Below are 23,577 nucleotides of genomic sequence, written 5' to 3'. Positions count from 1 at the left end.
ACTTTGATGTTGGGTGCGGCAGCACCGGGTGGACAATCAGCCTATTCAGCCGGGGCGGTTCGTTTCGAGGTTCTGGCAGGTGGCGAGGCTTTCGCAGACGGCTTGAGTACGCTGCGCGCGCCGTCGGAAATCAGCCGGGTGACGAGATCGGCATATTCAGCGCGCGAGACCGAGCCGTTGCTTTTGAACCAGAGGTAGTGCCAGTTCACCATGCCGAACAGCGACATCGTCACTGGCGTCAGCATCTTGGTGTCCTTCAGATGCGGCGCGACGCCAGCCACCGCCGACGAGAAGGTGACAACAAGCTCGCGCTCCATCCCCTTCAGCTCCGCCTGCCGCTCTTTCGGCAGGAAGCGCATGCTGCTGATCTGCACATTGTGCTGGGAATCCGCGTCGCGATAGGCCTCCAGCAGCGCCGCGATCAAATCGTGCAGCCGCGTTTCAGGCGGCGCGTCCGGATTGTCCGCAGCCTCGACGACGTCCAGCAGTTCCTTGAGATGGAAGCGGATAACGTCGAACAGCAGCCCTTCCTTGTCCTTGTAGTAATGATAAAGGTTCGCCTTCGATACGCCGCAAGCCTCGGCGATCTTGTTCATCGACGCGCGATCGAAACCGTATACCGAGAAAAGCTCCGCCGAGCGATCGAGAATCGCCTGCCGTTTGTCGTCGTAATCGTTGGCGCGCTTGCGTGCCATGTTAGATTTGTTCCTTCGGGCGGCGGTCGATGATGCGCTTGGCCTTGCCAACCGAGCGCTCGATACTGCCCGGATCGAGCACGGTGACCATTGCCGTGATGCCGATGGTGTCCTTCACCGATTGCACCAGTTGCTTTGTGGCGGCTTCCCGTGCCGGAAAGCTGGCGTCGGGCCGCGCCTCGACCTGAATTTCCATGTTGTCCATGCGGCCGTCGCGGGTGAGCACAAGCTGATAGTGCAGGGAGAGATCGTGGATGGTGAGAAGCTTTTCCTCGATCTGGGTGGGGAACACGTTAACGCCGCGGATGATCATCATGTCGTCCGAGCGCCCCGTGACCTTTTCCATCCGCCGCATGGAGCGCGCCGTGCCCGGCAGCAGCCGGGTCAGGTCGCGGGTCCGGTAGCGGATGACGGGCATCGCCTCCTTGGTCAGCGAGGTAAAGACAAGCTCGCCTTTCTCGCCGTCGGGCAGCACTTCGCCGGTCGCGGGATTGATGATCTCGGGATAGAAATGATCCTCCCAGATGTGAAGGCCGTCTTTGGTTTCCACGCATTCGTTGGCGACGCCGGGACCCATCACTTCGGACAGGCCGTAGATATCTACGGCGTGAATGTCGAATGCGTCTTCAATTTCCTCGCGCATGGCGTTGGTCCATGGCTCGGCGCCGAAAATGCCGACGCGCAGCGACGACTTGCGCGGATCGAGGCCCTGTTTCCTGAATTCATCGAGGATCGCCAGCATGTAGCTCGGCGTCACCATGATGATTTCAGGCTTGAAATCATTGATGAGCTGAACCTGACGCTCGGTCATGCCACCGGAAATCGGAATCACGGTGCAGCCGAGCCGCTCCGCGCCGTAATGCGCGCCGAGGCCGCCGGTGAACAGGCCGTAGCCATAGGCGATATGAACCTTCATGCCGGGACGGCCGCCGGCGGCGCGGATCGAGCGGGCGACCACATCGCTCCATGTCTCGATATCGCGTTTGGTGTAGCCCACCACTGTCGGCTTGCCGGTCGTGCCAGAGGAGGCGTGAATACGCGCAACTTTCGATTCCGGGACGGCAAACATGCCGAAGGGATAGTTGTCGCGCAGATCGGTCTTCAGCGTGAACGGAAACTTCGCGAGATCAGGCAAATCCCTGAACTGGTCGGGGTGAACGCCCGCCGCGTCGAACTTCGCGCGATAATGCGGGACATTGTCGTAGGCATGACGCAGCGACCAGGCGAGACGCTCGCGCTGGAGCGCGCGGATATCCTCGCGGGAGGCGATCTCGTAACGGTCGAGTTCTGCCGGTTCGGGTTTCAGCCGGTCGAGCTTGCGAAGCGGAATTTGAAGCAAGGGTCTCTCCCAATCCTAACTGTTGTCGCGCTGGTTATCGTCGAGCAACCGACCCGATATCGTCCGTGAGTGTCCGCGAAATTCAGCGACCACCTTGTTGCTGCTGTCGCGCACGGTGACGTCGTAGATCCCTCCGCGTCCGGCGCGATTGCGCTCCACCGCATGAGCCGTCAGCGTTTCGCCTTCGGGGACCGCTGCGAGAAACGTCACCGCGCATTGCTGCGCGACCGTGCGCTGGTCGTAGGTGTTGCACGCAAAGGCAAATGTGGAATCGGCGAGGGTGAACATGAAACCGCCATGGCAGATGCCGTGACCGTTGGTCATATCCTTGCGGACGACCATCGAGATCGTCGCTTCGCCCGGCGCGATCCTGAGCAGCTTCATGCCGAGACCCTTGCTGGCCCGATCGTCCTGCCACATCTTGTCGGCGCAAGCCTGCGCGATGGCTTGCGGGTCGTGCCGGGTTGTGGAGGACGTGTCCATTACATGCCCCCCGTAAAACGCGGCGCGCGTTTTTCGAGAAAGGCAGCGACGCCTTCTGCAAAATCAGGCCCGCGGCCCGCCGTACCCTGAAGATCGCGCTCAAGATCGAGTTGCTGATCCAGTGTGTTGGTCTCGGAGGCATCCAGCGCCTGCTTGGTGAGGGCGAGGGCACCGGTCGGCTGGGTGGCGAGATGCGCGGCAAGCCTATGGGCTTCGGCCATCAGGCCTGCATCGTCCACGACCTTCCAGATCATGCCCCAGGCTTCGGCCTGTTCGGCGGAGACAGGTTCGGCCAGCATCGCGAGAGCGCGCGCCCGCGCGCTTCCGGCCAGGCGCGGAAGAAACCATGTGCCGCCGCAATCGGGGACGAGGGCGATTTTCGAGAAGGCTTGAATGAATTTCGCCGAGCGTGCGGCGAGCACGATGTCGCAGGCAAAAGCGATGTTGGCGCCGCCGCCCGCAGCCACACCGTTCACGGCGCAGACGATGGGAAGCGGCATCTTCCGCATCCTGCGGATCAATGGATTATAGTTCTTCTCCAGCGTCACCGTGAGATCCGGCTTCTGGCCGGGAACGAACTCGACCTCGGACAAGTCCTGCCCGGCACAGAATCCGCGGCCCGCGCCGGTGAGGATCAGCGCGCGGCACGTCCTGTCGGCTTCCGCTGCATCCAATGCCGCGTTCATCGCAGCATGGACGCTGCGATTGAACGAGTTCAGACTGTCAGGCCTGTTGAGCGTGATGACGCGATATCCATCACGGATGTCGGTCAGGACCAGATCCTTGTCCACAGCGTTCTCCCTGTCGGTCTGTTTGTCGCGACCGTTGGAAGCAGGTTACTATTGACCAACCGTCCGGTCAATTATATTGTTGATCAGTGTTGGCGATAGTTGCACTTGAAACTATCTCCGCTCTGTGGTTGGAAACGAACCGGGCAAGCCTTCAAAAACAACAGGCGCCCATCATCAGGGAGGGACGAAACTGTGAAATCCACATCCGCATTGGGATTCATGCTGGCCGCCGGCGTTGCGGCGCTGACATTCAGCGGCTCCGCGCTTGCGCAGCAGACCATCAAGATCGGTTCTGTCCTGTCCGTGACCGGACCCGCGTCGTTCCTCGGCGAACCTGAGGACAAGACGCTGCGCATGTATGTTGACAAGATCAACGCAGCAGGCGGCGTCAACGGAAAGAAAATCGAACTCGTTATTTATGACGACGGCGGCGACGCCAACAAGGCGCGCACCTTCGCCACCCGCCTGATCGAGGACGACAAGGTCGTGGCGATGGCGGGCGGCTCGACCACGGGCACCACCATGGCGATGATCCCGGTGTTCGAGGAAGCACAGATCCCGTTCATTTCGTTCGGCGGCGCGGTCGAAATCATCGACCCGGTGCGCAAGTACACCTTCAAGACGCCGCACACCGACAAGATGGCGTGCGAAAAGATTTTCGAGAACCTGAAGCAGCGCAAGCTCACCAACATTGCGATGATCTCGGGCACCGACGGCTTCGGTGCCTCGATGAAGGCGCAGTGCACGAAGGTCGCGCCGAACTACGGCATCAAGATCGTGACCGAGGAGAGCTACGGTCCGCGCGACAGTGACATGACCGGCCAGCTCACCAAGATCAAGAACACGCCCGGCGTGCAGGCGATCGTCAATCCGGGCTTCGGGCAGGGACCTGCGATCGTCACCCGCAACTACGCGCAGCTCGGCATGACCGCGACGCCGCTCTACCAGAGCCACGGCGTGGCCTCGAAGAGCTTCATCGAACTGGCGGGTCCGGCGGCGGAAGGCGTGCGCCTGCCTGCCGCGGCGTTGCTTGTCGGCGACAAGCTGCCGGACAGCGATCCGCAGAAGAAGGTCGTGGTCGATTACAAGAAGACCTACGAGGACACCGCGAAAAGCCCGGTCTCGACCTTCGGCGGCCATGCCTATGACGGCCTGATGATCCTGGTCGATGCCATGAAGCGCGCCAATTCGACCGATCCGAAGAAGGTTCGCGACGAAATCGAGAAGACCAAGGGCTTCGTCGGCACCGGCGGCATTGTCAACATGTCGCCGACCGATCACCTCGGTCTCGATCTCTCAGCCTTCCGGATGCTGCAGATCAAGGGCGGCGACTGGACGCTGGTCGCGCCGGGCACGTAAGCCGCTCGCAATCGGATGCTTCCGGACGGACAGGTTTCGTCCGGAAGCGTCGCTTCTCAGCTTGAACAATTGATATTGCCGGGACCGCAGCCCTGGGCTGCCATCGCATTCGTGGAGCCGGAATGCCCGAGTTTGTCCAGTTTCTCGTTTCCGGACTGACCGTCGGCGCGGTCTATGCACTCGTCGCGCTTGGGTTCACGCTGGTCTACAACGCATCCGACGTTGTCAATTTCGCGCAGGGCGAATTCGTGATGCTCGGCGGCATGGTGACCGTGTTTGCCTCCGCGGCCGGTGTGCCGCTGCCGCTCGCGGCGCTGCTCGCGATTGCCGTCTCCATTACTGTCGGGCTTCTGCTGTATTGGCTCGCCATCGAACCCGCGCGCGATGCGTCGCCGGTGACATTGATCATCATCACCATCGGCGCGTCGATTCTGTTGCGTGGAGCAGCGCAGATCCTTTTCGACAAGCAATTTCACAAGCTGCCGAGCATTTCCGGCGACACGCCGGTCAATCTGCTGGGGGCAGCGATCCAGCCGCAGAGCTTCTGGGTGCTCGGCGGAACAGCCGTGATCGTGATCCTGCTCTACGTGTTCCTTGAGCGTACCGTGATGGGCAAGGCCGTGTTGGCGACCGCCGCGAACAAGCTGGCGGCACGGCTGGTCGGCATCAACACCGCGACCGTGATGGCGCTGGCCTTCGGCGGATCGGCCGCCATCGGCGCAGTCGCGGGCGTTCTGATCACGCCGATCACGTTGACCAGCTACGACGTCGGCACGCTGCTGGCGCTGAAGGGATTTGCCGCCGCGATGCTGGGCGGCATGGGCAATCCGATCGGCGCCGTCGCTGGCGGCCTGATCCTCGGACTGCTCGAAGCGCTTGGGGTTGGCTATATCAGCTCGACTTACAAGGATGCCTTTGCGTTCATTGTTATTCTGCTGGTGCTGTTCGCGATGCCGCAGGGCCTGTTCGGCCGCCGCACCGTGGAAAGGGTCTGAGCGGTGCTGCGGAAGATCGATAACCGCTACCTGATCCTGCTCGCACTCGCGGCGATTGTCACTGTGCTGCCGCTGATCTTTCCATCCAGCTACTACTTCCGTGTGGCGTCTCTGGTGTGGGTGTCCGCACTCGCGGCCATCGGCCTCAATGTGCTGATGGGAAATGCCGGGCAGGTCAGCCTCGGCCATGCAGGGTTCTTCGGCATCGGCGCTTATGCCGTCGCTATCGGTCCCGCGCATTTCGGCATTCCGCCTTGGGCCTCGCTTCTGATCGGCTGCGCGATCTCCTCGGTGCTGGCCTATCTGGTCGGTCGACCGATCCTGAAGCTGAAGGGACATTATCTCGCCATCGCAACGCTCGGCCTCGGCGTGCTGGTGGCGCTGGTCATCACCACGGAAAGCCGCTGGACCGGCGGCCCGGACGGAATGCCGGTGGCGAAGCTGACTCTGTTCGGCTGGCGCGTCAGCGGCTCGGACACCTGGTACTGGATTTCCGGCGGGCTGCTGTGGCTGGGCACTTGGCTGGCGCTCAATCTCTACAACACGCCGACCGGGCGCGCCTTCCGTGCGCTGCATGACAGCGAAGTGGCGGCGCGGGTGGCTGGTATCGATGTGGCGCGGTTCAAGCTGCAGGCTTTCGTCATTGCAGCCGCCTATGCGTCGGTTGCCGGATCGGTGCTTGCGCTGATGAACGGTTTTATCAATCCCGATCAGGCAGGCTTCCTTCATTCCGTGGAAATGGTGACCATGGTGGTGCTCGGCGGCCTTGGCTCGGTCGTCGGCAGCATTGTCGGTGCGGCCGTGCTGATTACACTGCCGCAGGTTCTAACTGTGTTTCAGGAATACGAGCATCTGCTGCTGGGCTTCATTATCATCGTCTCGATGATCTTCATGCGCGACGGCATTGTCCCGACGCTCTCGCGTGTGCTGGCGAGGAGGACGAAAGCATGACGATCCTCGCCGCAACGGATATCAGCATTTCCTTCGGAGGCATCAAGGCCATCGACGGCGTGAGCTTTGCGGTCAGTCCGGGAAAGATTCTGTCCATCATCGGACCGAACGGCGCGGGCAAGACCACGCTCTTCAACATCGTGTCCGGCGTCTACGAACGGGATCAGGGCCGCATCGAACTCTCCGGCGAGAATGTGACGGGACTGACGCCGGACAAGCTCGCGGCGCGCGGCCTGTCGCGCACCTTCCAGAACCTGCAGATTTTTCAGCGCATGACGGCGGCGGAAAATGTCATGGTCGGGCGTCACTTACGCGAACGCTGCAACCTGTTCGCGGACATGTTCCGCCTGCCGTCGGTGACCCGGCAGAACAGCGAGACGCGCGAGGCGGCGCTGGCGCTGCTCGATGATGTCGGCCTCAAGAGCAGCGCGGATGTGTCCGCAGGCTCGCTCTCCTACGGTGCCTGCAAGCGGCTTGAGATCGCGCGCGCGCTGGCCGCAGAGCCGCGCGTCTTGCTGCTCGATGAGCCTGCGGCCGGATGCAATCCGGTCGAGACCGAAGAGATCGACGAACTGATCCGCCGCGTCGCCGCCAGGGGCATTGCTGTCGTTCTGGTCGAGCACGACATGAAGCTGGTGATGAAAATCTCCGACCACATCTTGGTGCTGAACCGCGGCAAGCCAATCGCCGAAGGGGGGCCGCGCGAGGTGCGCGACAATCCGGCTGTGCTGGAAGCCTATCTCGGCAAACATGGTGCGAAGGAGGCGGCCCGTGCTTGAGGTCGTCAATCTGCGTAGTGCCTACGGGCGCATCGAGGTGCTGCATGGCGTGAATCTCGCCGTCCGCGCCGGCGAGGTCGTCGCGCTGATCGGATCGAACGGCGCGGGCAAGACCACGCTGCTCCGCGCGCTGTCCGGCGTGCAGCCGATCACGGCGGGCGAGATCACCTTTCTCGGCGCCCGCATCGACAGGCTGCCGCCGCACCGGCGCGTGCAGCGGGGCATGACCCAGTCGCCGGAAGGGCGGCAGGTGTTCGGGCCGCTCACTGTTGAGGACAACCTTCGCCTCGGCGCTTACATGCGCCGGGATAAAGACATCGACAACGACCGCGACCGCGTGTTCGAGATGTTTCCCATTCTGGCCGAAAAGCGGAATCAGCTCGCGGGCGGCCTGTCGGGCGGTCAGCAGCAGATGCTCGCCATCGGGCGCGCGCTGATGGGCAAGCCAAAGCTGTTGTTGCTGGATGAGCCATCGCTTGGGTTGTCGCCGACGCTGGTCGATCAGATTCTGGCGGCCATCGTCTCGCTGCGAACCAGCGGCGTGACCGTCCTGCTGGTGGAGCAGAACGCCAGCGCCGCGCTCGAAATCGCGGATCGCGGCTATGTGCTGGAGACCGGCAAGGTCGCGCTCGAAGGCGCGGGCACGACCCTGCTGTCCGATCCGAAGGTCAAGGCCGCGTATCTCGGCGCAGCCTGACAGTTTCATCCACGCGAGGGTTCTGGTTCCGCCCGCTGTTCCGTCATCGTCGTTTCAACGGCTGGAACGCGCCCGAACCAAGCATAAAGCGCAGGCAACACAAACAGCGTCAGCAGCGTCGCGCTGATCAGCCCGCCGATCACCACCGTTGCAATCGGCCTCTGAACCTCCGCGCCTGTGCCTGTCGCCAGCGCCATCGGCACAAAGCCCAGCGAGGCGACCAGCGCCGTCATGGCGACAGGCCGCAACCGGGTGAGGGCGCCGGTGAAAATGGCCTCCATCTTGTCGTGCCCCTTCGCGATGAGCTGCTTGATGTAGGTCAGCATCACCAGACCGTTCAGCACGGCGACTCCTGACAGGGCGATGAAGCCGACAGCAGCCGAGACCGAAAACGGCATGCCGCGCAGCCACAGCGCGGCGACGCCCCCGGTCAGGGCCAGCGGAATCGCGCTAAACACGATTGTCGCGTCCCGCGCGGAGCCGAGCGCGCCCATGAGGAGCAGGAAGATCAGGACGAAGCAGGCGGGAACGACGACGGACAGCTTCTGCCGGGCTGCTGCGAGATTCTCGAACTGGCCGCCCCATGTCATCCAATAGCCGGGCGGCAGTGTCACGCTCGCCTCGATCTGTGCGCGTGCTTCATTGACCACCGATGCGATGTCCCGGTCTCGCACATTCGCCGTGATCACGACGCGGCGCTTGCCATTCTCGCGGCTGATCTGGTTCGGCCCCTCGCTGATTTTGAACGTGGCCAGTTCGCCGAGCGGCACGGTTGACGGCACAGGTCCCGCCATCGGCAGCGAGACCGGCAGGTTCCTGAGCGCATCGAGATCGCTCCGGATATCCTCCGGCAAGCGGACCACAATCTCGAAACTGCGATCGCCCTCGAATACGACACCGGCTGATCGTCCGCCGATGGCGGTGCCGATCACATCCTGGACGGCGGAAAGCGTGAGGCCACGCCGCGCGATTTCTGTTTTGTTGATGGTGATGTCCAGCACCGAGAGGCCGCTGGCCTGTTCGATACGGACATCGGTCGCACCTTTGGTCTTCCTCAGGATCGCGGAAATCTGCCCGGCGCTGCGCAGCAGCGGCTCGAATTCGTCGCCGAACACCTTGACCGCAAGATCGCCGCGCACGCCGGCCAGCAGTTCGTTGAACCGCATCTGGATCGGCTGGGTGAATTCGTAGGCGTTGCCGGGAAGTTCGCGCACCGCGTCCGCGATCTGGTCGAGCAGCGCGGCTTTGGTCAGCTTTGGATCGGGCCACTGGTCTTGCGGCTTAAGGATAACGAAGGTGTCCGAGGCGCTGGGCGGCATCGGATCGGACGCGACTTCCGCCGTGCCCGTCTTGGAATAGACATGGGCGACCTGCGGAAAGGCGATGATTGCCTTTTCGATGTTGAGCTGCATCGTCTGCGACTGGTTCAGGCTGGTGCTGGGAATTCGCAGCGCGTGCATGGCGATGTTCTTCTCGTCCAGCGTCGGGATGAACTCCTGGCCCAGACGGAAGAACAGCAGCAATGCACCGGCGAAAAGGACAATCCCTGTCGCGATGGCAACCGCCGGGCGCGCGATGGTGCGCTTGAGGAGTGGCACGTACCAAGTCTTGAGGCTGCGCACGGCTCGGTTGTCGGTCTCCGTCACGCGGCCGGTGATTGCTATTGCAATCATGGCGGGCACGAAGGTGAGCGACAGCACGAATGCCGAGACCAGCGCGAGGATGACGGTCAGCGCCATCGGCTCGAACATCTTGCCTTCGACCCCGCTGAACGTCAGCAGCGGAACATACACCAGAATGATAATCGCCTGACCGTAGACGCTCGGGCCGATCATTTCCTCGGCGGATTGTTTCACCGTTGCGAGGCGCTCCTGCAACGACAGCGGTCGCCCGACCTCTGTCTGCTTTTCCGCCAGATGGCGCAGCGCATTTTCCGTGATGATGACCGCGCCATCGACGATCAGGCCGAAGTCGAGCGCGCCAAGACTCATCAGATTGGCGCTGATCCGGCCCTGTAGCATGCCTGCTGCCGTCATCAGCATGGCCAGCGGAATGACCAGTGCGGCGATGAAGGCCGCGCGGACATTGCCAAGCAACAGAAATAGCACCGCGATAACGAGCAGGGCGCCCTCGGCGAGATTTTTCGCCACCGTATTGACTGTGGCATCGACCAGTTGCGTCCGGTTGAGTGCGGTTTCGATGGTGACGCCCGCTGGAAGTGTGCGGCGGATATCCGCAATTCTTGCATCGACAGCCGCGGAGACCGTCCTGCTGTTGCTCCCGATCAGCATCAAGGCGGTGCCGACAACCACCTCGCGCCCGTCGCGGCTTGCGCTGCCGGTGCGAATTTCACCGCCGATGGAGACGTCGGCGACATCGCGGACCCGGATCGGAACCGCGCCGCGCGTAATAACAGTCACATCGCCGATATCGGCGAGCTTCTCAAGACGGCCGCCGGTGCGAACGGCGATGCCTTCGCCGTTGCGGTCGATGGTGCTGGCGCCGCGGCTGATATTGTTGGCCTCTATGGCGCGCACCACATCGCTGAACGACAGGCCGAGGGATATCAGCTTCGCCGGGTCCGGCTTCACCTGATACTGCTTGATGTAGCCGCCGATGGAATCAACGCCGGCGACATCGGGAACAGTTTTGATCTGCGGCCGGATGATCCAGTCCTGCACGGTTCGCAAGTATGCGCCGCGCTCGATATCGTTCCTGAGAACTTCACCTTCAGCGGTCCGGAATGAGCCATCCGTCTGCCAGCCGGATCTGCCACCGCTGAAGTGCGGATCGAGCGACACCGTCCACATGTAGATTTCGCCAAGCCCGGTCGAGATCGGGCCAAGCCGCGGCTCGGTGCCGGGAGGCAGGCTGGCGCGGACGTCGGTCAGCCGCTCGCCGATCTGCTGGCGGGCGAAGTAGATGTCGATGTTTTCACTGAAGATCGCGGTGACCTGCGAAAAGCCATTGCGTGACAGAGAACGGGTTGTTTGCAGCCCGGCGATGCCGGCAAGCGCCGTTTCGATCCGGAATGTGACCTGCTTTTCGATTTCAACCGGCGACAGCGCAGGCGCAAACGTGTTGATCTGCACCTGCTTGTTGGTGATGTCAGGCACCGCGTCCACAGGCAGGCGGGCGAGCGACCACGCGCCAGCCGCAACAACGCCGAGACTGAGCAGCAGCACCAGCCAGCGATGCCGGATCGAAAGATCGAGAATACGACTGATCATTTGTCCTGCCGCCTAATGTGCGTGTTGTGTTTCGTCACGGCCGAGATCTGCCTTGAGCACGAATGTGTTAGCGGTTGCGATCTGCTCGCCGGGCGACAGGCCGGATGTCACCTCGAAGGATCTGCCGTCCTCGCGGCCGGTGACGATCTTCCGCGGCGAGAAGCCGTCCGGCGTCCTGACAAAGACGGCATTCCGGCCGTCGATGCTCTGCACGGCGGCTTTCGGGACGATCACATCGGCCTTCACCTGCTGCGAGGGAATGTGCGCGGTAATGAACATGCCGGGACGAAGCATGTCAGCGGGATTGTCGACGGAGGCGACTACGCGAGCGAGCCGCGTGTCTTTGTCCAGCAATGGACTGACGAACATGATTGTTGCGGGCAGGTGGCCCGCACTCGCTGCATCAATGCTGATCTGCAAACCTTCCCGGACCGGGGCCAGATCGTTCACCGAAAGCGCCATTTCGGCCCACACCGTGCTTGAATCGACGATGGTGAAAAGTTCGCTTTCCTGACCCTCACGGCCGACAAGCGAGCCGAGATCGACGCGGCGGTCGGCGATCCGCCCGCTCATCGGCGCGCGCAGTTCCTGAAGCCGCAGGCTTTCCACCGGCTGCTGCGGCAGCGCGACGATCTGGTCGTTGGTCAGTCCGAGCGCGAACAGTTTCTGTCGCGCAACATCGTACTTGATCCGGATGTCCTCGAACGCGGTTCTGGCGCGCAGGTAGTCGTTCTCGCTGCTGACCTTCGACTCGAACAGGCTTTTCGAGCGGTTGAACAGCGTTTCCTGCAAATCGAAGGCGACGCGCGCGGCAAGGTATTGGCTCTTGGCATCGGCGACCTCACGGCTTTCGATAATGGCGAGAACCTCGCCTTCGCGCACGGCGTCGCCAAGGCGCTTGCGCAGTTCAGCAACGGTGCCGAGCAAACGGACAGACACCTTGGCGATGCGCTCGCCGCTGGGAACGATGGTTCCCGGCACTGCGATGCGCTTGGTGAGCGTCCCGGGGGCTGCTTCGTTGATCGCGAAGTTTCCCGCGGTGATCTGGCGTTCGGTCAGCCGGATGCCGCCGTCGCTGTGAGACGCGGACTGCTTTTGCGCCGAAGGGGTTTCATGCGCGCCTGCGGCTGTAAAAAACAGGGTCGCAATGGCGCAAAGCGCGCCGGGTACGACACGGAAAGGAAGTCTGGTCATTGCTCAAATCCCGCGAGCTGTCAGGCTCGTGCATCGTCAATTCAACGCGGTGCGATGCCTGCAAAACGATTGCAGACGTGCTGTCGCGCAGCCACCTGGCTGCGGACAGGCAAACGGCCTTGCGGCCCTCGGGATTTATGCGCGGGGTGGTTTGAAAAGCGGCAGCCGGGTCAGCGACGCGAGCACTTGCTCGCGCGCGGCCAGAGGCGCCCGGTGATCGAAGTCGGCCGGAATCTGAACCGCAAATGCGGGCTGCGCCGTCACATGGTTCAGGCAATGACCGCAATGCGCAGGCAGCTTGTGATCCGGTGCATCGGGAGGCGTCGCGCCATCGAAATCCATGGCCACAACGGTCGCATCACTGGCCGCCATGCCGAGATCGGATGCGCTGAACTCGCTCGTGCAATGAAACAGCGACGCCAGCAAGCCAAAGATCAGCGCGGCGACAAGCGACAGGCGGCGCTGCCGTCCGCTATCTAGCCTTGCACCGATTTGAACACTGCGAGTCATGATCTATCAGTAAAGTTCCTGTCAGGCCTTTTCAAGGCCGCTCAGACGGCCGTTTCGGACGCCAATGCACATTCCGTAACGGCGCTGGTGACGATCTGGATGGTCGTATGCTTGATCCTGTATTTGTCGTTCAGGTGATGTGTCGCCTCAACGAGGAACATGTCGCCGGGATGGCCGGCTGGCATCACCAGATGGCAGGTCAACGCCACTTCGGTCGTGCTCATGGGCCAGATGTGAAGATCGCAGATCTGCGTCACCCCGGGGCGCTGTTCGAGGTAACGTCGAACCTCAACGGGATCAATATTGGACGGGACCGCGCCGAGCGACATCGCCGTGGAGTCGCGCAGTAATCCCCATGTGCCCCATACAATGACCGCGACGATGAAGAGGCTGGTCACGGCATCGAGCCACAGCCAGCCGGTATACATGATGACCAGCGCGGCGATGACGACGCCGGCGGACACCGCTGCGTCGGCGGCCATGTGAAGATACGCGCCCTGAATGTTGAGATCGCTCTTGCGGCCCGACGCGAACAGCCAGGCGGTAAAGCCGTTGATGACGATACCGATGGCGGCGACCACCATCACGGTCACTTCTGCGACAGGCTCCGGATTGAACAGCCGCAACACCGCCTGCCAGCCGATGGCGCCCACGGCGATCAGCAGGAACACCGCATTGAAGAGTGCGGCCAGAATGGACGAGCCGCGCAGGCCGTAAGTGTAGCGCTCCGATGGCGGGCGCTTTGACAAAATAACCGCGATCCATGCCACGATCAGGCCGAGCACGTCGGACAGGTTGTGCCCGGCATCCGCGATCAGGGCCGTGGAGTTGCTGGTGTAGCCATAGATGGCTTCGACGATAATGAAGAGCGTATTGAGCGCGATGCCGACGGCGAACGCCATTCCGAAATTCGCGGGCGCATGCGAATGACCGCCGGGCCCATGAGAATGGCCATGAGAATGACCAAGAGAGTGGTCATGCGCGTGGTCGTGTCGATGATCGGCATGATCGTGGGCGGTGTGTGAATGCGTCATGCAGGTCCCATGGTCTGAATCCCGAAGGCTCAGTCGCTGCATGGGATATGCGGCATTCGCAAAGCGAATACTATCACACAGCGCAAAAAAACAGCGCTCTTGCGAATGCGTTTTACTGGAAGGCTTTACTGGAAAGGTCTTGCGCCGGCGACGGTACGCGAGCGGGCGACGGTGGCTGTGATGTTATCCGCCAGCAAACGCGCGAGGCAGGAATAGCCCCAGTCGTTCATGTGCAGGCCGTCCGCTGTGATGAAGCGGTCGAAGGCGATAGCCTGATCTTCGTGCCAGTGACGCATCGCGACGTAGCGCCGGAACACCGGCACATGGGTCTGCTTGGCGACATAAGCGATCAGCCCCACCATTTCGCTGACTGCGGGCTTGGCGTTCACGCGCGGCGCGAACTGCGGGTCGATCAGCAGCACATCCGCGCCGGTCTTCTTGATCCGGGCGATACCGGTCTGCAGCAGGGTGCCGGTCTCCGGAATGTTGCCATCGCGGAGCAGGGTATTGGTGCCGAGCTGCCAGATCACGAGATCCGGCCTAGGTGCGAGAACGGCCTCCATGCGCGCCATCATCGAGGCGGTGTCTTCGCCGTTCACGCCCTGATTGATGACGGTGATCGGCGATTCCGGAAACCGTTGCCGCAACTCGCGCTCGAGGCGGCTGGGATAGGCAAAGGCAGGTGAACTGGCGCCCGATCCGCCGGTGGAGGACGAACCGACGGCTACAATCATTACGGGTTCATGCGCATCCAGCCGCTTGGCGACGCGCGAAACAGGCGCATCGAGCTGCGCGAGCGATTTCGATTGAACACAGGGCTGGGTTTTGAAAACGCTGTTGAGATCGTCGGTCAGCGCAGGCGTGCTGTTGGCTTGTTCGGCGCGTGCCGCTGTTGCGCAGGCGGCCAGCACGGACAGGCCAAGCGCGAATGCGCGCGTGACAACGAACATCGAAGCCGTTTCTCGGCTGGGCAAGGGACTGAACATCAAGACGCGAACCCTGGCGACGCGGCCATTCAGGCCCGCATGCGAAAATACCTAGCGAAAAATACCGTCATGTTCAATGCGCTGTTCTGTGGGCGGGAACTCATGCCTAACCAAAAGTATCTACAAAAACAGTCGCTTGGAGAATCATCTCGAGCTATTGCGCTGCACAAGGCCGTGAGGCCGCTGAATTCTGGCGGCTCAAATGGTCTTGCCGAACAGAGCGCTGCATCCGTTCCAGATGATCTGAATGCCGATGCAAAACAGGATGAAGGCCGAAAGCCGCATGACCACGTCAGTGCCGCGCGTGCCGAGGAAGGCGATGATCCGGTCCGCAAAGCGGTAGCTGACGAAGATCGTCAGGGCGATGGCGGCAAGCCCGGCGATAGCCGCGCCGCCGAGGATCGCCAGTTGCGCCAGATCGGCTGACGGGGTGGGGCGCTGACTGCCGAGCGTCATGGCGACTGACATGGAGCCGGGGCCGACCGTCAGCGGCATTGTGAGGGGATAGAACGCATCGACGGCCGGACCGCTCGGCTCGACCTTGGCAAGGCCCGCGTCGGGGACCTCCGGTGCGTGAAGCAATTGCCAGCCGAACGCCGCCACCACCAGGCCGCCCGCGACCCGAACGACCGGCAGCGTGATGCCGAAAAATTCGAGGACATGCGAGCCGATGAACAGGGAGCCGAGCAGAAGAAAGAAGCTGTTGCGCGCCACACTCAGGGCGAGCGTCCGGCGCTCATCCGGGCTGCTCCCGCGGGTCATGCGCAGGAAGAGCGGTGCGCTACCGATCGGATTGACGATCGGGAAAAGCGCCGCATAGACCAGCAGGAACGCATTGAGGATGTTTTGCAAGGTAACCGCCCCGAGCACCTCGTGTGGTCCCCGATTTCCAACAGAGATCGCGAAGGTTTGCAACTCTGCGCAACCGTGTTTGCACGCGATTTCGTGTGGCGGGCCACCAAGGGCTCGTGCCGGACGCCCGGCCTTGATATTCTGTTTTCAGGAAAGTGGAGACGGACTGCTCATGCAGGGCAAACTTGCGATCATCGCAGCGGCACTGATCGGGATCGCCCCGGTCGCCTTGCGTGCCGAGCCTGCACCGGTGATATGTACCATCATGCCGGACGGTGAATCAGCGAGTGTGGTCATCACTAATCCGCTCAAGGCAGATGCTTCGTGTCAGGCGAACTGTAAGTTCTCCACCGCCGTCTACGATGACAATCCTCAGATCATCTGTGCGAAGCCGGTGCCAGCGGGCAAGCAGGTCGAAATGTGCATTCTCAAGGCGGCGGGCAACAAGCTGTTGAAGCTGGTCGAGGCGGCTGCGGATTGCAGAAGGCCTTAGGTCCGGTCTTTCAAAGGCCGGATGAAAGCCCCGCATGCGCGGGAGCTTTCATGATGCTGCGATTAGCGGCCGAAGAACAGCCATAGCAGAATGATGACCGGGATCGGCACGCCCAGCAGCCACAACAGAATTCCGCGTCCCATTTTCGCCTCCATATCAGCCTCGGGGACATGGAAACGTCAAAGCCAGGACAATGTTCCGCTGGCAGCGCGCGGTCGTCCGATCACCAATGGCCGGTGTTGGGCATCGACGTCCACGGCTCCTTCGGCGCGAGCGCGTCGCCCTTTTGCAAAAGTTCGATGGAATGCAGATCGGGCGAGCGGATAAAAGCCATCTGGCCATCGCGCGGCGGACGATTGATGGTGATACCGAGCTTCATCAGCCGCTCGCAGGTGGCGTAGATGTCGTCCACTTCATAGGCGAGATGCCCAAAGTAGCGGTCCTCGCCGTAGGTCTCTTCATCCCAGTTGTAGGTCAGTTCGACCAGCGGCGCGCCGCGTCCCTTGACCTGCTTGAGCAATGTCTCGTCCTCGTCGGCACAGAGGAAAACCAGCGTGAACCGGCCTTTCTCGCTCTCGGTGCGGCGGACTTCCTTGAGACCAAGTGCGTCGCTGTAAAACTTCAGCGCGATATCGAGGTTACGGACGCGCAGCATGGTGTGCAGGTAACGCATGTTTCTTATTCCTTCTTCGGACGTTGCTGACGGGTGTCTCGTTGGCGGGCAGCGGGATCAATAGCAGCAAAAAAGTCTCGATGGCAGGCTGTCGTGACGGGAACTTTTTTGCTGCGCCGCCGTTATCTTTCACAACGTCGAGATCATGGAGGCGCTTTTGAACGAGGTGATTGACCGCGTAATTCATACTTTTGGCATGATGCGCAATCTGAGCGAGGATGCGCTGAACGAGGCGCGGGAAAGTCTTTGCACCTATATCGATACGCTATCATCTGCCGGCGAAACCGATCCGCAGCGGCTCGCCGTCTGCGGGCTGGCCTATCTGCGCAACCGGCAGGACGGCGCTTCACCGAAGTTCACGGGCTGCTGATCGTCAAGGCTGAAATGTCGATGCAAGCCGGGTCTTCGCGCCCCGGTTTGGTGTGGGTATAGTCCCGCGCCAATTCGATCATCAGGCCTTCACATGATTGCACCCGACCTTCGCAGCGGAATTGACATGCTCGGCGACATGATCGCCGAGGCGAGAGCCATCGTGCCGTTCACGGGCGCGGGCATCTCGACCGAAAGCGGTATTCCCGACTTCCGTTCGCCCGGCGGCTTGTGGACCCACAACCGCCCGATCCCGTTCGATGAGTTTGTCTCCAGTCAGGAGGCGCGGGACGAAGCCTGGCGGCGGCGTTTTGCCATGGAGCCCAGTTTTGCCGCCGCGCGTCCGAGCCGGGGGCATCGCGCGCTGGCGTCCCTGTACAAGGCCGGAAAAGTCCCGGCGATCATTACGCAGAATATCGACAATCTGCATCAGGCCTCGGGCTTCGATGCCGAGCATGTGGTCGAACTCCACGGTAACACCACCTATGCCCGCTGTATCGGATGCGGAACGCGCTACGAGATCGCGTGGGTCAGGGAGCGGTTCGAGCCGGAAGGCATCGCGCCGTCCTGTACTGCATGCGATGAGCCGGTGAAGTCAGCGACCATTTCGTTCGGTCAGGCCATGCCCGAGGACGAGATGCGCCGCGCCACGGAACTCGCGCAGCATTGCGACCTGTTCATCGCAATCGGATCCTCACTCGTGGTGTGGCCCGCCGCCGGTTTTCCACTGATGGCGCGCAATTGCGGTGCCAAGCTCGTGATCATCAATAATGAGCCGACGGATCAAGATGATGTCGCTGACCTCGTGATCCGCCACGATATCGGCGAAACGCTCGGACCATTCGTCGGAAATTGACGACGTGGAACGGATCACGGCCCGCCTGATTGATTCGTAATCCTTCAAGGCTGTTTATAGGTCGCCGCTGATTTCTTTTTTGTCTTTCAGCCCTGTTCCGGAGTGTTATCGTTAAATCAAGGATTCGCCTTGGTTCATTTTGATTCGTCATGGTGACAGAGCGCGAAACGGGGTTCGTTGCTTAACGTATGCGGTCAGGTCACTGACGGCAGATTTGTTTGAGGTCCGGGGGTCATGGGTTCGGACGCTTTTGAGTCCAAGAAGGCAGGCGGTTCGCCAGGTGGAGCGGGATCGGACAGGTTCGCCCCGAGCGAGTTGTCATCCGCAGTCGAGCGGAATTCCGCCACGGACCCTTTCGCCGCCGCTGACGGCGCGGCGGTGAACCTCGTCGAAATTTCCGGCGTCATCAAATGGTTTGATGCATCGAAGGGTTACGGCTTCATCGTGCCCGACAACGGTGCTGCTGACGTACTGCTGCACGTCACCGTCCTGCGCCGTGACGGTTATCAGACCGCCTATGAGGGCGCGCGTCTGGTTGTGGAATGCGTCCAGCGGCAGAAGGGCTATCAGGCTTTCCGCGTCGTCTCGATGGACGAGTCAACGGCCATTCATCCGGCGCAGATGCTGCCGGCGCGGACCCATGTCAGCGTCACGCCCACCAGTGGGCTGGAGCGGGCGCAGGTGAAATGGTTCAACCGCCTTCGCGGCTTCGGCTTCCTCACCTGCGGCGAGGGTACACCGGACATTTTCGTCCATATGGAGACCCTGCGCCGCTACGGCATGACCGAGCTGCGTCCCGGCCAGTATGTGCTGGTCCGGTTCGGACCCGGCTCCAAGGGCATGATGGCGGCGGAAATCCAGCCGGAGACCGGCGCACCCGGCCTGTCGTCGCACTGATCCCAACCACATCCTCGTGATCCTGCAGGAAGGCCGGACCAGTGTCTGGCCTTTGCCATGATTGGCGGGCTAGGGTGCTGCGCCATGGTCATTGGTTCAGGACGTCGCTTGCGAATGCTGTTTGGTCATCTGCCAAAATTCCTACATCTGAAATCCGGTATCGGGCTTCTCCTTGCGGCCCTGATGGCGCTGTTCATTGCCGGGTTTGGCAATGGCGCATCCGCTGCCGAAACGCAGCCGCTGGAGATTGTCACGAAATCCGGCGTGCATGTCTTCACGGTTGAGATGGCCAAGACCGAACAGGAACGCGCGACGGGTCTGATGTACCGGAAGGAATTGCCCGAGGGGCGGGGCATGCTGTTCGACTTCTCGCCTGAACAGCCGGTCTCCATGTGGATGAAGAACACCTTCATTCCGCTCGACATGATCTTCATCCGCAGCGATGGGCGCATTCTGCGGATTGCCGAGAACACCGAGCCGCATTCGGAGAAGATCATCTCCTCCGGCGGGCTGGCCAAGGGCGTGTTGGAAGTGATCGGGGGAACGGCCCGGAAGTACGGCATTCAGCCCGGCGACCGCGTCGCCCACCCGCTGTTCGGAACGCGCTAAGGCCACCCGCAGAGCGGCAGCCAGAATCTCGTATAATGATTTGATTTAATTTATGAATTTGGTCGGGGCAGGAGGATTCGAACCTCCGACCTGCGGTACCCAAAACCGCCGCGCTACCAGGCTACGCTATACCCCGAGAAGGCCCAGTCCATATACGCTTCGCATGGCTGCAGCAAGGCGGAAGGCCTGCTGACGGCAGGAAAAACCGCCGTCTGACAGGCGGGTCCGCCCTGGGTCGAAGATCAGGCGCCGGGAGCCGGCTGGGCTGCCGGTTTTGCAGCCTTCGCCGCCGGCTTGTCCTGCTTCTTGGACCAGTCCTTGTAGTAGGCCACGCAACACAGCAGTGCGATGCCGATCACACTGACGCCGAGTTGCGCCCACACCGTGCCCCAACTCAGCATCAGCACGAAGTGCGCGACGAACGACAGGAAGATACCGACGCAGAACACTTCGAGCGACTGCTGCCCGCATTTGATCAGCGGCTCCATCCACTTGGCTTGCAGCAAGCTCCAGTCCTTCGGCACGAACCGCGTCATGAAGAACGCGATCACCACGAAATGGATCACGCGATAGGGCGCGAGGAACGTCTTGTCGTTGGGATTGAAGGCGTCATAGAGCCACTTCGGGAACAGGGCGCCGAACGACTCGAAACGTCCGGCCATGGTCATGACGAGCGCGAACAGCAGGTAAAGCGTACCGAGGACCAGCAGCCATTTCGAGCGGATCACCGTCTGAGATTCCCGCGCGCCGCCGAGCGCGAACCATGCGCCGAACACGAATAGCAACTGCCAGGTATAGGGATTGAAGTACCAGGAGCCGACCGGATAGGCCGAGAAATTCCAGCCGAACTGGCGGGCCGAGAAATACAGCACCAGCGAGGCGATCATCACGAGGTCCGGCTTGCGCAGCATCAGCCACAGGATCGGCGGGAAGAAGCCCATCAGGATGATGTAGAGCGGCAGCACGTCCAGATTGACCGGCTTGAAGCGCAGAAGCAGCCCTTGGGTCAGAGTCTGGATCGGATTTTCGACAAGGCCGGCGACATTGAACTCGTTGAGAATGTCGGGATCGGCATAGCGCAGCGCGACCCAGCCGATGGCCGCGATATAGATGACGAACAGCAGCACATGGGCGACGTAGAGTTGCCAGACTCGCTTCCAGAGGCGGGTCGCGCCGACAACGAAGCCGCGGTCGAGCATCATTCGCGCGTAGACGAACGAGGCTGTGTAACCCGAGATGAAGACGAACAGGTCGGCGGCGTCGCTGAACCCGTAGTTGCGGGGCGTGGCCCAGTTGATGACGTTGTTGGGGATGTGGTCGAGGAAGATCCACCAGTTGGCGATACCGCGGAAGAAGTCGAGCCGCAGGTCACGGCCCTTTTCTGGGAGTGTGGCGTGAATTTCCATGAGTACCGCTTCGTAATGAATATCGTTTCGTGATGCGACCGGGCCGAAACCCCGGCGATGCCCCCGCCGGACCGGGACCGGTCCGACATTGTCACCTCGTTCTGGAGCGACTATACCAGCATCCGTGGTGAAAAGTCTCGTTCGGGGCAGGCATGCTCAACATCTTGATGCTGGCCGATCCCCGAATCCCATGCTTTTTACCTATCGAGAAATGCCGCAGCGAACAGGCTCAGGACCGCCCATCTCCATGACAGCACGAATCTTCAAACCTGCGAAAAATGCGATGCAGTCCGGCGCGGCGAAGACCAAGCTCTGGCAGCTCGACTATGAGCCCGAACAGCCGCGCGTGATCGAGCCGCTGATGGGCTGGACCTCGTCCACTGACATGAAGCAGCAGCTCACCCTCCATTTCGACACCAAGGAAGAGGCCGTAGCGTACTGCGAGCGGCAGGGGATTCCGTATCAGGTGTTGGAGCCGAAGGAATTGAAGCCGCGCGTGAAAGCCTACGCCGACAACTTCGCATTCCGCCGCCCGGAGCCCTGGACGCATTAAAGCCGGTGCTGTCAGGCCGCAAAATTGCGCCGGGAAATGTCAGGGACATGACATTTCGGCAGGGTGCCTTGTCCTATTGAAAGCACCTGACCCGCTCGACGTTTCTCCGCGAAAGTTGTGGTTGCATTCCGCCGCCAAGCAGTGACACCTTGCGGGTCGAAGCCGCCTCAAAAAGGGGTGGACACAAGCAAGATCAAAACGTTACGCGGCGGGAAACAATGGCACTTCGTTCCGGACTCGATCCCAAATCGGCCGACTTCACCCGCAATGCGGACGTCATGCGCGGCCTGGTCGCGGACCTTCGTGACAAGCTCGCACAGGTGGGCGGTGGCGGCGGCGAAGCCTCCCGCGCCAAGCACACTTCGCGCGGCAAGATGTTCGCCCGCGACCGTGTCGACCTGCTGATTGATCCGGGAACGGCCTTCCTCGAGTTCTCGCCGATGGCCGCCTACGGCCTCTATGGCGGTAACGTGCATTCGGCCAGCATCGTGACCGGCATCGGCCGCGTGTCGGGCCGCGAATGCGTGATCGTCGCCAACGACGCCACCATCAGCGGCGGCACCTATTATCCGATGACGGTGAAGAAGCATCTGCGCGCGCAGGATATCGCGCGGCAGAACAACCTGCCATGCATCTACATGGTGGATTCAGGCGGCGCCTTCCTGCCGCAGCAGGACGAGATTTTCCCCGACGAGAGGCACTTCGGCCGCATCTTCTACAATCAGGCGCAGATGTCGGCGCAGCAGATTCCGCAGATCGCCATCGTCATGGGATCGTGTACGGCAGGCGGCGCCTATGTGCCCGCGATGTCGGACGAGAGCATCATCGTGCGCAATCAGGGCACGATCTTTCTCGGTGGGCCGCCGCTGGTGAAGGCCGCGACCGGCGAAGTCGTCACCGCTGAAGAACTCGGGGGCGCGGACGTGCATTCGCGCCAGTCCGGCGTGACCGATCACTATGCGCAGAACGACAGCCACGCCATCGGGATCGCCCGCCGCATCGTCGGCAATCTTAACCCGGCGAAATCCTCCGCAACCGGCCTGCGCGAACCGCGCGAGCCCTTGTTCGAGCGCGAGGACATCTACGGCGTGGTCCCTGCGGATGCCCGCAAGCCGTTCGATGTGCGCGAGATCATCGCGCGGATCGCCGACGGCTCTGAATTCGAGGAATTCAAGAAGCTCTACGGCACGACGCTGGTGTGCGGATTCGCCCACATCTGGGGCTACCCGGTTGGCATCATCGCCAACAACGGCATCCTGTTCAGCGAGAGTTCGCTCAAGGGTGCCCATTTCATCGAACTGTGCTGCCAGCGCGGCATTCCGCTGGTGTTCCTGCAGAACATCACCGGTTTCATGGTTGGCAAGAAGTACGAAGCAGGCGGCATCGCGCGTGACGGCGCGAAGCTCGTGACCGCCGTTGCAACCGCATCCGTTCCGAAATTCACCGTCGTGATCGGCGGCTCGTATGGCGCAGGTAACTACGGCATGTGCGGCCGCGCCTACAGCCCGCGCTTCCTGTGGATGTGGCCGAATGCGCGCATCTCGGTGATGGGCGGCGAGCAGGCCTCCATGGTGCTGAGTACGCTTCGCCGCGACAATATCGAGGCCAAGGGCGGCACATGGTCGGCGCAGGAAGAGGATGCGTTCCGGAGCCCGATCCGCGAGCAATATGAAACGCAGGGCCATCCATACTACGCCACGGCGCGGCTGTGGGACGACGGCGTGATCGACCCGGCCGACACGCGGCTTGTGCTCGGCCTCGGTCTGTCCGCCGCCGCCAATGCGCCGGTCGAGCCGCCGAAGTTCGGCGTGTTCCGGATGTGATGC

General features: G+C 61.8%; 24 protein-coding genes and 1 tRNA gene. 12 read left to right on the top strand and 13 right to left on the bottom strand.

The window, feature by feature from the left end:
- Nucleotides 1–41: 41 nt before the first annotated feature.
- Genes HMPREF9696_RS05210 through paaG form a run of 4 tightly spaced genes read right to left on the bottom strand, consistent with a single transcriptional unit; the run spans nt 42 to nt 3,308 of the window.
- Nucleotides 42–695 (bottom strand): TetR/AcrR family transcriptional regulator, encoded by a 654-nt coding sequence (locus tag HMPREF9696_RS05210; protein WP_002711911.1) that lies wholly within the window; start codon nt 693–695, stop codon nt 42–44.
- A gap of 1 nt (nt 696) precedes the next feature.
- Nucleotides 697–2,034 (bottom strand): phenylacetate--CoA ligase PaaK, encoded by a 1,338-nt coding sequence (gene paaK, locus HMPREF9696_RS05205; RefSeq protein ID WP_002711910.1) that lies wholly within the window; start codon nt 2,032–2,034, stop codon nt 697–699.
- A gap of 15 nt (nt 2,035–2,049) precedes the next feature.
- Nucleotides 2,050–2,517, bottom strand: coding sequence for a hydroxyphenylacetyl-CoA thioesterase PaaI (gene paaI, locus HMPREF9696_RS05200; RefSeq protein WP_002711909.1), 468 nt, complete (start codon nt 2,515–2,517; stop codon nt 2,050–2,052).
- Entirely contained in the window at nt 2,517–3,308 is a 792-nt protein-coding gene (gene paaG, locus HMPREF9696_RS05195; protein ID WP_002711908.1) for a 2-(1,2-epoxy-1,2-dihydrophenyl)acetyl-CoA isomerase PaaG, read from the bottom strand. The genes paaI and paaG overlap by 1 nt, the downstream gene beginning before the upstream one ends.
- A gap of 192 nt (nt 3,309–3,500) precedes the next feature.
- Between paaG and HMPREF9696_RS05190 the strand changes: the two genes are divergently transcribed.
- The 5 genes from HMPREF9696_RS05190 (at nt 3,501) to HMPREF9696_RS05170 (ending at nt 8,089) form a co-directional block, all read left to right on the top strand.
- Nucleotides 3,501–4,667 carry an ABC transporter substrate-binding protein gene (locus tag HMPREF9696_RS05190; protein ID WP_002711907.1) on the top strand — a complete coding sequence of 389 codons (1,167 nt, stop codon included), beginning with the start codon at nt 3,501–3,503 and terminating at the stop codon, nt 4,665–4,667.
- A 122-nt stretch (nt 4,668–4,789) separates the two neighbouring features.
- Nucleotides 4,790–5,662, top strand: a complete 873-nt coding sequence (locus HMPREF9696_RS05185; protein WP_002711906.1) for a branched-chain amino acid ABC transporter permease — start codon at nt 4,790–4,792, stop codon at nt 5,660–5,662.
- A 3-nt stretch (nt 5,663–5,665) separates the two neighbouring features.
- A complete protein-coding gene (locus HMPREF9696_RS05180) occupies nt 5,666–6,613 on the top strand; it encodes a branched-chain amino acid ABC transporter permease (RefSeq protein WP_002711905.1) in 948 nt (315 codons plus the stop codon).
- A complete protein-coding gene (locus HMPREF9696_RS05175; RefSeq protein WP_002711904.1) occupies nt 6,610–7,392 on the top strand; it encodes an ABC transporter ATP-binding protein in 783 nt (260 codons plus the stop codon). Before HMPREF9696_RS05180 ends, HMPREF9696_RS05175 begins: the two co-directional genes overlap by 4 nt.
- Nucleotides 7,385–8,089 (top strand): ABC transporter ATP-binding protein, encoded by a 705-nt coding sequence (locus tag HMPREF9696_RS05170; protein WP_002711903.1) that lies wholly within the window; start codon nt 7,385–7,387, stop codon nt 8,087–8,089. The genes HMPREF9696_RS05175 and HMPREF9696_RS05170 overlap by 8 nt, the downstream gene beginning before the upstream one ends.
- 5 nt (nt 8,090–8,094) lie before the next feature.
- On the opposite strand, the gene HMPREF9696_RS05165 is transcribed toward HMPREF9696_RS05170, so the two are convergent.
- From HMPREF9696_RS05165 to HMPREF9696_RS05140, 6 genes are all read right to left on the bottom strand, one after another.
- Nucleotides 8,095–11,319 (bottom strand): efflux RND transporter permease subunit, encoded by a 3,225-nt coding sequence (locus tag HMPREF9696_RS05165; RefSeq protein WP_002711902.1) that lies wholly within the window; start codon nt 11,317–11,319, stop codon nt 8,095–8,097.
- Nucleotides 11,320–11,331: 12 nt separating this feature from the next.
- Complete coding sequence (locus tag HMPREF9696_RS05160) at nt 11,332–12,513, bottom strand: efflux RND transporter periplasmic adaptor subunit (protein ID WP_002711901.1); 1,182 nt, start codon at nt 12,511–12,513, stop codon at nt 11,332–11,334.
- A 135-nt stretch (nt 12,514–12,648) separates the two neighbouring features.
- Nucleotides 12,649–13,023 carry a hypothetical protein gene (locus HMPREF9696_RS05155; protein ID WP_002711900.1) on the bottom strand — a complete coding sequence of 125 codons (375 nt, stop codon included), beginning with the start codon at nt 13,021–13,023 and terminating at the stop codon, nt 12,649–12,651.
- A gap of 41 nt (nt 13,024–13,064) precedes the next feature.
- Nucleotides 13,065–13,925 carry a cation diffusion facilitator family transporter gene (locus tag HMPREF9696_RS05150; RefSeq protein ID WP_002711899.1) on the bottom strand — a complete coding sequence of 287 codons (861 nt, stop codon included), beginning with the start codon at nt 13,923–13,925 and terminating at the stop codon, nt 13,065–13,067.
- A 257-nt stretch (nt 13,926–14,182) separates the two neighbouring features.
- A complete protein-coding gene (locus HMPREF9696_RS05145; protein WP_002711898.1) occupies nt 14,183–15,007 on the bottom strand; it encodes an SGNH/GDSL hydrolase family protein in 825 nt (274 codons plus the stop codon).
- Nucleotides 15,008–15,241: 234 nt separating this feature from the next.
- Entirely contained in the window at nt 15,242–15,913 is a 672-nt protein-coding gene (locus HMPREF9696_RS05140) for a MarC family protein (RefSeq protein ID WP_002711897.1), read from the bottom strand.
- 154 nt (nt 15,914–16,067) lie between these two features.
- On the opposite strand from HMPREF9696_RS05140, the gene HMPREF9696_RS05135 reads away from it, so the two are divergent.
- On the top strand, nt 16,068–16,388 hold the full coding sequence (locus HMPREF9696_RS05135) for a hypothetical protein (RefSeq protein WP_002711896.1): 321 nt from the start codon (nt 16,068–16,070) through the stop codon (nt 16,386–16,388).
- A gap of 223 nt (nt 16,389–16,611) precedes the next feature.
- Here HMPREF9696_RS05135 and HMPREF9696_RS05130 read toward each other — a convergent pair whose 3' ends face one another.
- The gene (locus HMPREF9696_RS05130; protein ID WP_002711894.1) at nt 16,612–17,061 is read right to left on the bottom strand and encodes a VOC family protein; all 450 of its coding nucleotides are present in this window, start codon (nt 17,059–17,061) and stop codon (nt 16,612–16,614) included.
- Between the two features lie 196 nt (nt 17,062–17,257).
- Here HMPREF9696_RS05130 and HMPREF9696_RS05125 point away from each other — a divergent pair, with 196 nt between their 5' ends.
- From HMPREF9696_RS05125 to HMPREF9696_RS05110, 4 genes are all read left to right on the top strand, one after another.
- A complete protein-coding gene (locus HMPREF9696_RS05125) occupies nt 17,258–17,431 on the top strand; it encodes a hypothetical protein (protein ID WP_245259206.1) in 174 nt (57 codons plus the stop codon).
- Between the two features lie 93 nt (nt 17,432–17,524).
- Nucleotides 17,525–18,286 (top strand): SIR2 family NAD-dependent protein deacylase, encoded by a 762-nt coding sequence (locus HMPREF9696_RS05120; RefSeq protein WP_002711892.1) that lies wholly within the window; start codon nt 17,525–17,527, stop codon nt 18,284–18,286.
- 234 nt (nt 18,287–18,520) lie between these two features.
- On the top strand, nt 18,521–19,183 hold the full coding sequence (locus tag HMPREF9696_RS05115; protein WP_002711891.1) for a cold-shock protein: 663 nt from the start codon (nt 18,521–18,523) through the stop codon (nt 19,181–19,183).
- A 114-nt stretch (nt 19,184–19,297) separates the two neighbouring features.
- Nucleotides 19,298–19,792, top strand: a complete 495-nt coding sequence (locus tag HMPREF9696_RS05110) for a DUF192 domain-containing protein (RefSeq protein WP_002711890.1) — start codon at nt 19,298–19,300, stop codon at nt 19,790–19,792.
- A 59-nt stretch (nt 19,793–19,851) separates the two neighbouring features.
- Here HMPREF9696_RS05110 and HMPREF9696_RS05105 read toward each other — a convergent pair.
- A tRNA-Pro gene (locus HMPREF9696_RS05105) sits at nt 19,852–19,928 on the bottom strand.
- 106 nt (nt 19,929–20,034) lie between these two features.
- A complete protein-coding gene (locus HMPREF9696_RS05100) occupies nt 20,035–21,198 on the bottom strand; it encodes an OpgC domain-containing protein (RefSeq protein ID WP_002711889.1) in 1,164 nt (387 codons plus the stop codon).
- Between the two features lie 247 nt (nt 21,199–21,445).
- On the opposite strand from HMPREF9696_RS05100, the gene HMPREF9696_RS05095 reads away from it, so the two are divergent.
- On the top strand, nt 21,446–21,751 hold the full coding sequence (locus HMPREF9696_RS05095) for an ETC complex I subunit (RefSeq protein WP_002711888.1): 306 nt from the start codon (nt 21,446–21,448) through the stop codon (nt 21,749–21,751).
- A gap of 218 nt (nt 21,752–21,969) precedes the next feature.
- Complete coding sequence (locus HMPREF9696_RS05090) at nt 21,970–23,574, top strand: carboxyl transferase domain-containing protein (protein WP_002711887.1); 1,605 nt, start codon at nt 21,970–21,972, stop codon at nt 23,572–23,574.
- Nucleotides 23,575–23,577: the final 3 nt, after the last annotated feature.

Source organism: Afipia clevelandensis ATCC 49720 (assembly GCF_000336555.1).
In the GTDB taxonomy this organism is placed as follows: domain Bacteria; phylum Pseudomonadota; class Alphaproteobacteria; order Rhizobiales; family Xanthobacteraceae; genus Afipia; species Afipia clevelandensis.
This window is presented reverse-complemented; position numbering and strand designations above follow the sequence as displayed.

Bases quoted from the DNA above. Each gene is read 5' to 3' on its own strand.
- HMPREF9696_RS05210 (WP_002711911.1), bottom strand. From the start codon at position 695: ATGGCACGCAAGCGCGCCAACGATTACGACGACAAACGGCAGGCGATT.
- HMPREF9696_RS05130 (WP_002711894.1), bottom strand. From the start codon at position 17,061: ATGCGTTACCTGCACACCATGCTGCGCGTCCGTAACCTCGATATCGCG.
- HMPREF9696_RS05155 (WP_002711900.1), bottom strand. From the start codon at position 13,023: ATGACTCGCAGTGTTCAAATCGGTGCAAGGCTAGATAGCGGACGGCAG.
- HMPREF9696_RS05110 (WP_002711890.1), top strand. From the start codon at position 19,298: ATGCTGTTTGGTCATCTGCCAAAATTCCTACATCTGAAATCCGGTATC.
- HMPREF9696_RS05115 (WP_002711891.1), top strand. From the start codon at position 18,521: ATGGGTTCGGACGCTTTTGAGTCCAAGAAGGCAGGCGGTTCGCCAGGT.
- HMPREF9696_RS05135 (WP_002711896.1), top strand. From the start codon at position 16,068: ATGCAGGGCAAACTTGCGATCATCGCAGCGGCACTGATCGGGATCGCC.
- HMPREF9696_RS05175 (WP_002711904.1), top strand. From the start codon at position 6,610: ATGACGATCCTCGCCGCAACGGATATCAGCATTTCCTTCGGAGGCATC.
- HMPREF9696_RS05095 (WP_002711888.1), top strand. From the start codon at position 21,446: ATGACAGCACGAATCTTCAAACCTGCGAAAAATGCGATGCAGTCCGGC.
- HMPREF9696_RS05160 (WP_002711901.1), bottom strand. From the start codon at position 12,513: ATGACCAGACTTCCTTTCCGTGTCGTACCCGGCGCGCTTTGCGCCATT.
- HMPREF9696_RS05090 (WP_002711887.1), top strand. From the start codon at position 21,970: ATGGCACTTCGTTCCGGACTCGATCCCAAATCGGCCGACTTCACCCGC.
- HMPREF9696_RS05150 (WP_002711899.1), bottom strand. From the start codon at position 13,925: ATGGCGTTCGCCGTCGGCATCGCGCTCAATACGCTCTTCATTATCGTC.
- HMPREF9696_RS05165 (WP_002711902.1), bottom strand. From the start codon at position 11,319: ATGATCAGTCGTATTCTCGATCTTTCGATCCGGCATCGCTGGCTGGTG.
- HMPREF9696_RS05145 (WP_002711898.1), bottom strand. From the start codon at position 15,007: ATGTTCGTTGTCACGCGCGCATTCGCGCTTGGCCTGTCCGTGCTGGCC.
- HMPREF9696_RS05120 (WP_002711892.1), top strand. From the start codon at position 17,525: ATGATTGCACCCGACCTTCGCAGCGGAATTGACATGCTCGGCGACATG.
- HMPREF9696_RS05100 (WP_002711889.1), bottom strand. From the start codon at position 21,198: ATGGAAATTCACGCCACACTCCCAGAAAAGGGCCGTGACCTGCGGCTC.
- HMPREF9696_RS05125 (WP_245259206.1), top strand. From the start codon at position 17,258: ATGATGCGCAATCTGAGCGAGGATGCGCTGAACGAGGCGCGGGAAAGT.
- HMPREF9696_RS05185 (WP_002711906.1), top strand. From the start codon at position 4,790: ATGCCCGAGTTTGTCCAGTTTCTCGTTTCCGGACTGACCGTCGGCGCG.
- paaI (WP_002711909.1), bottom strand. From the start codon at position 2,517: ATGGACACGTCCTCCACAACCCGGCACGACCCGCAAGCCATCGCGCAG.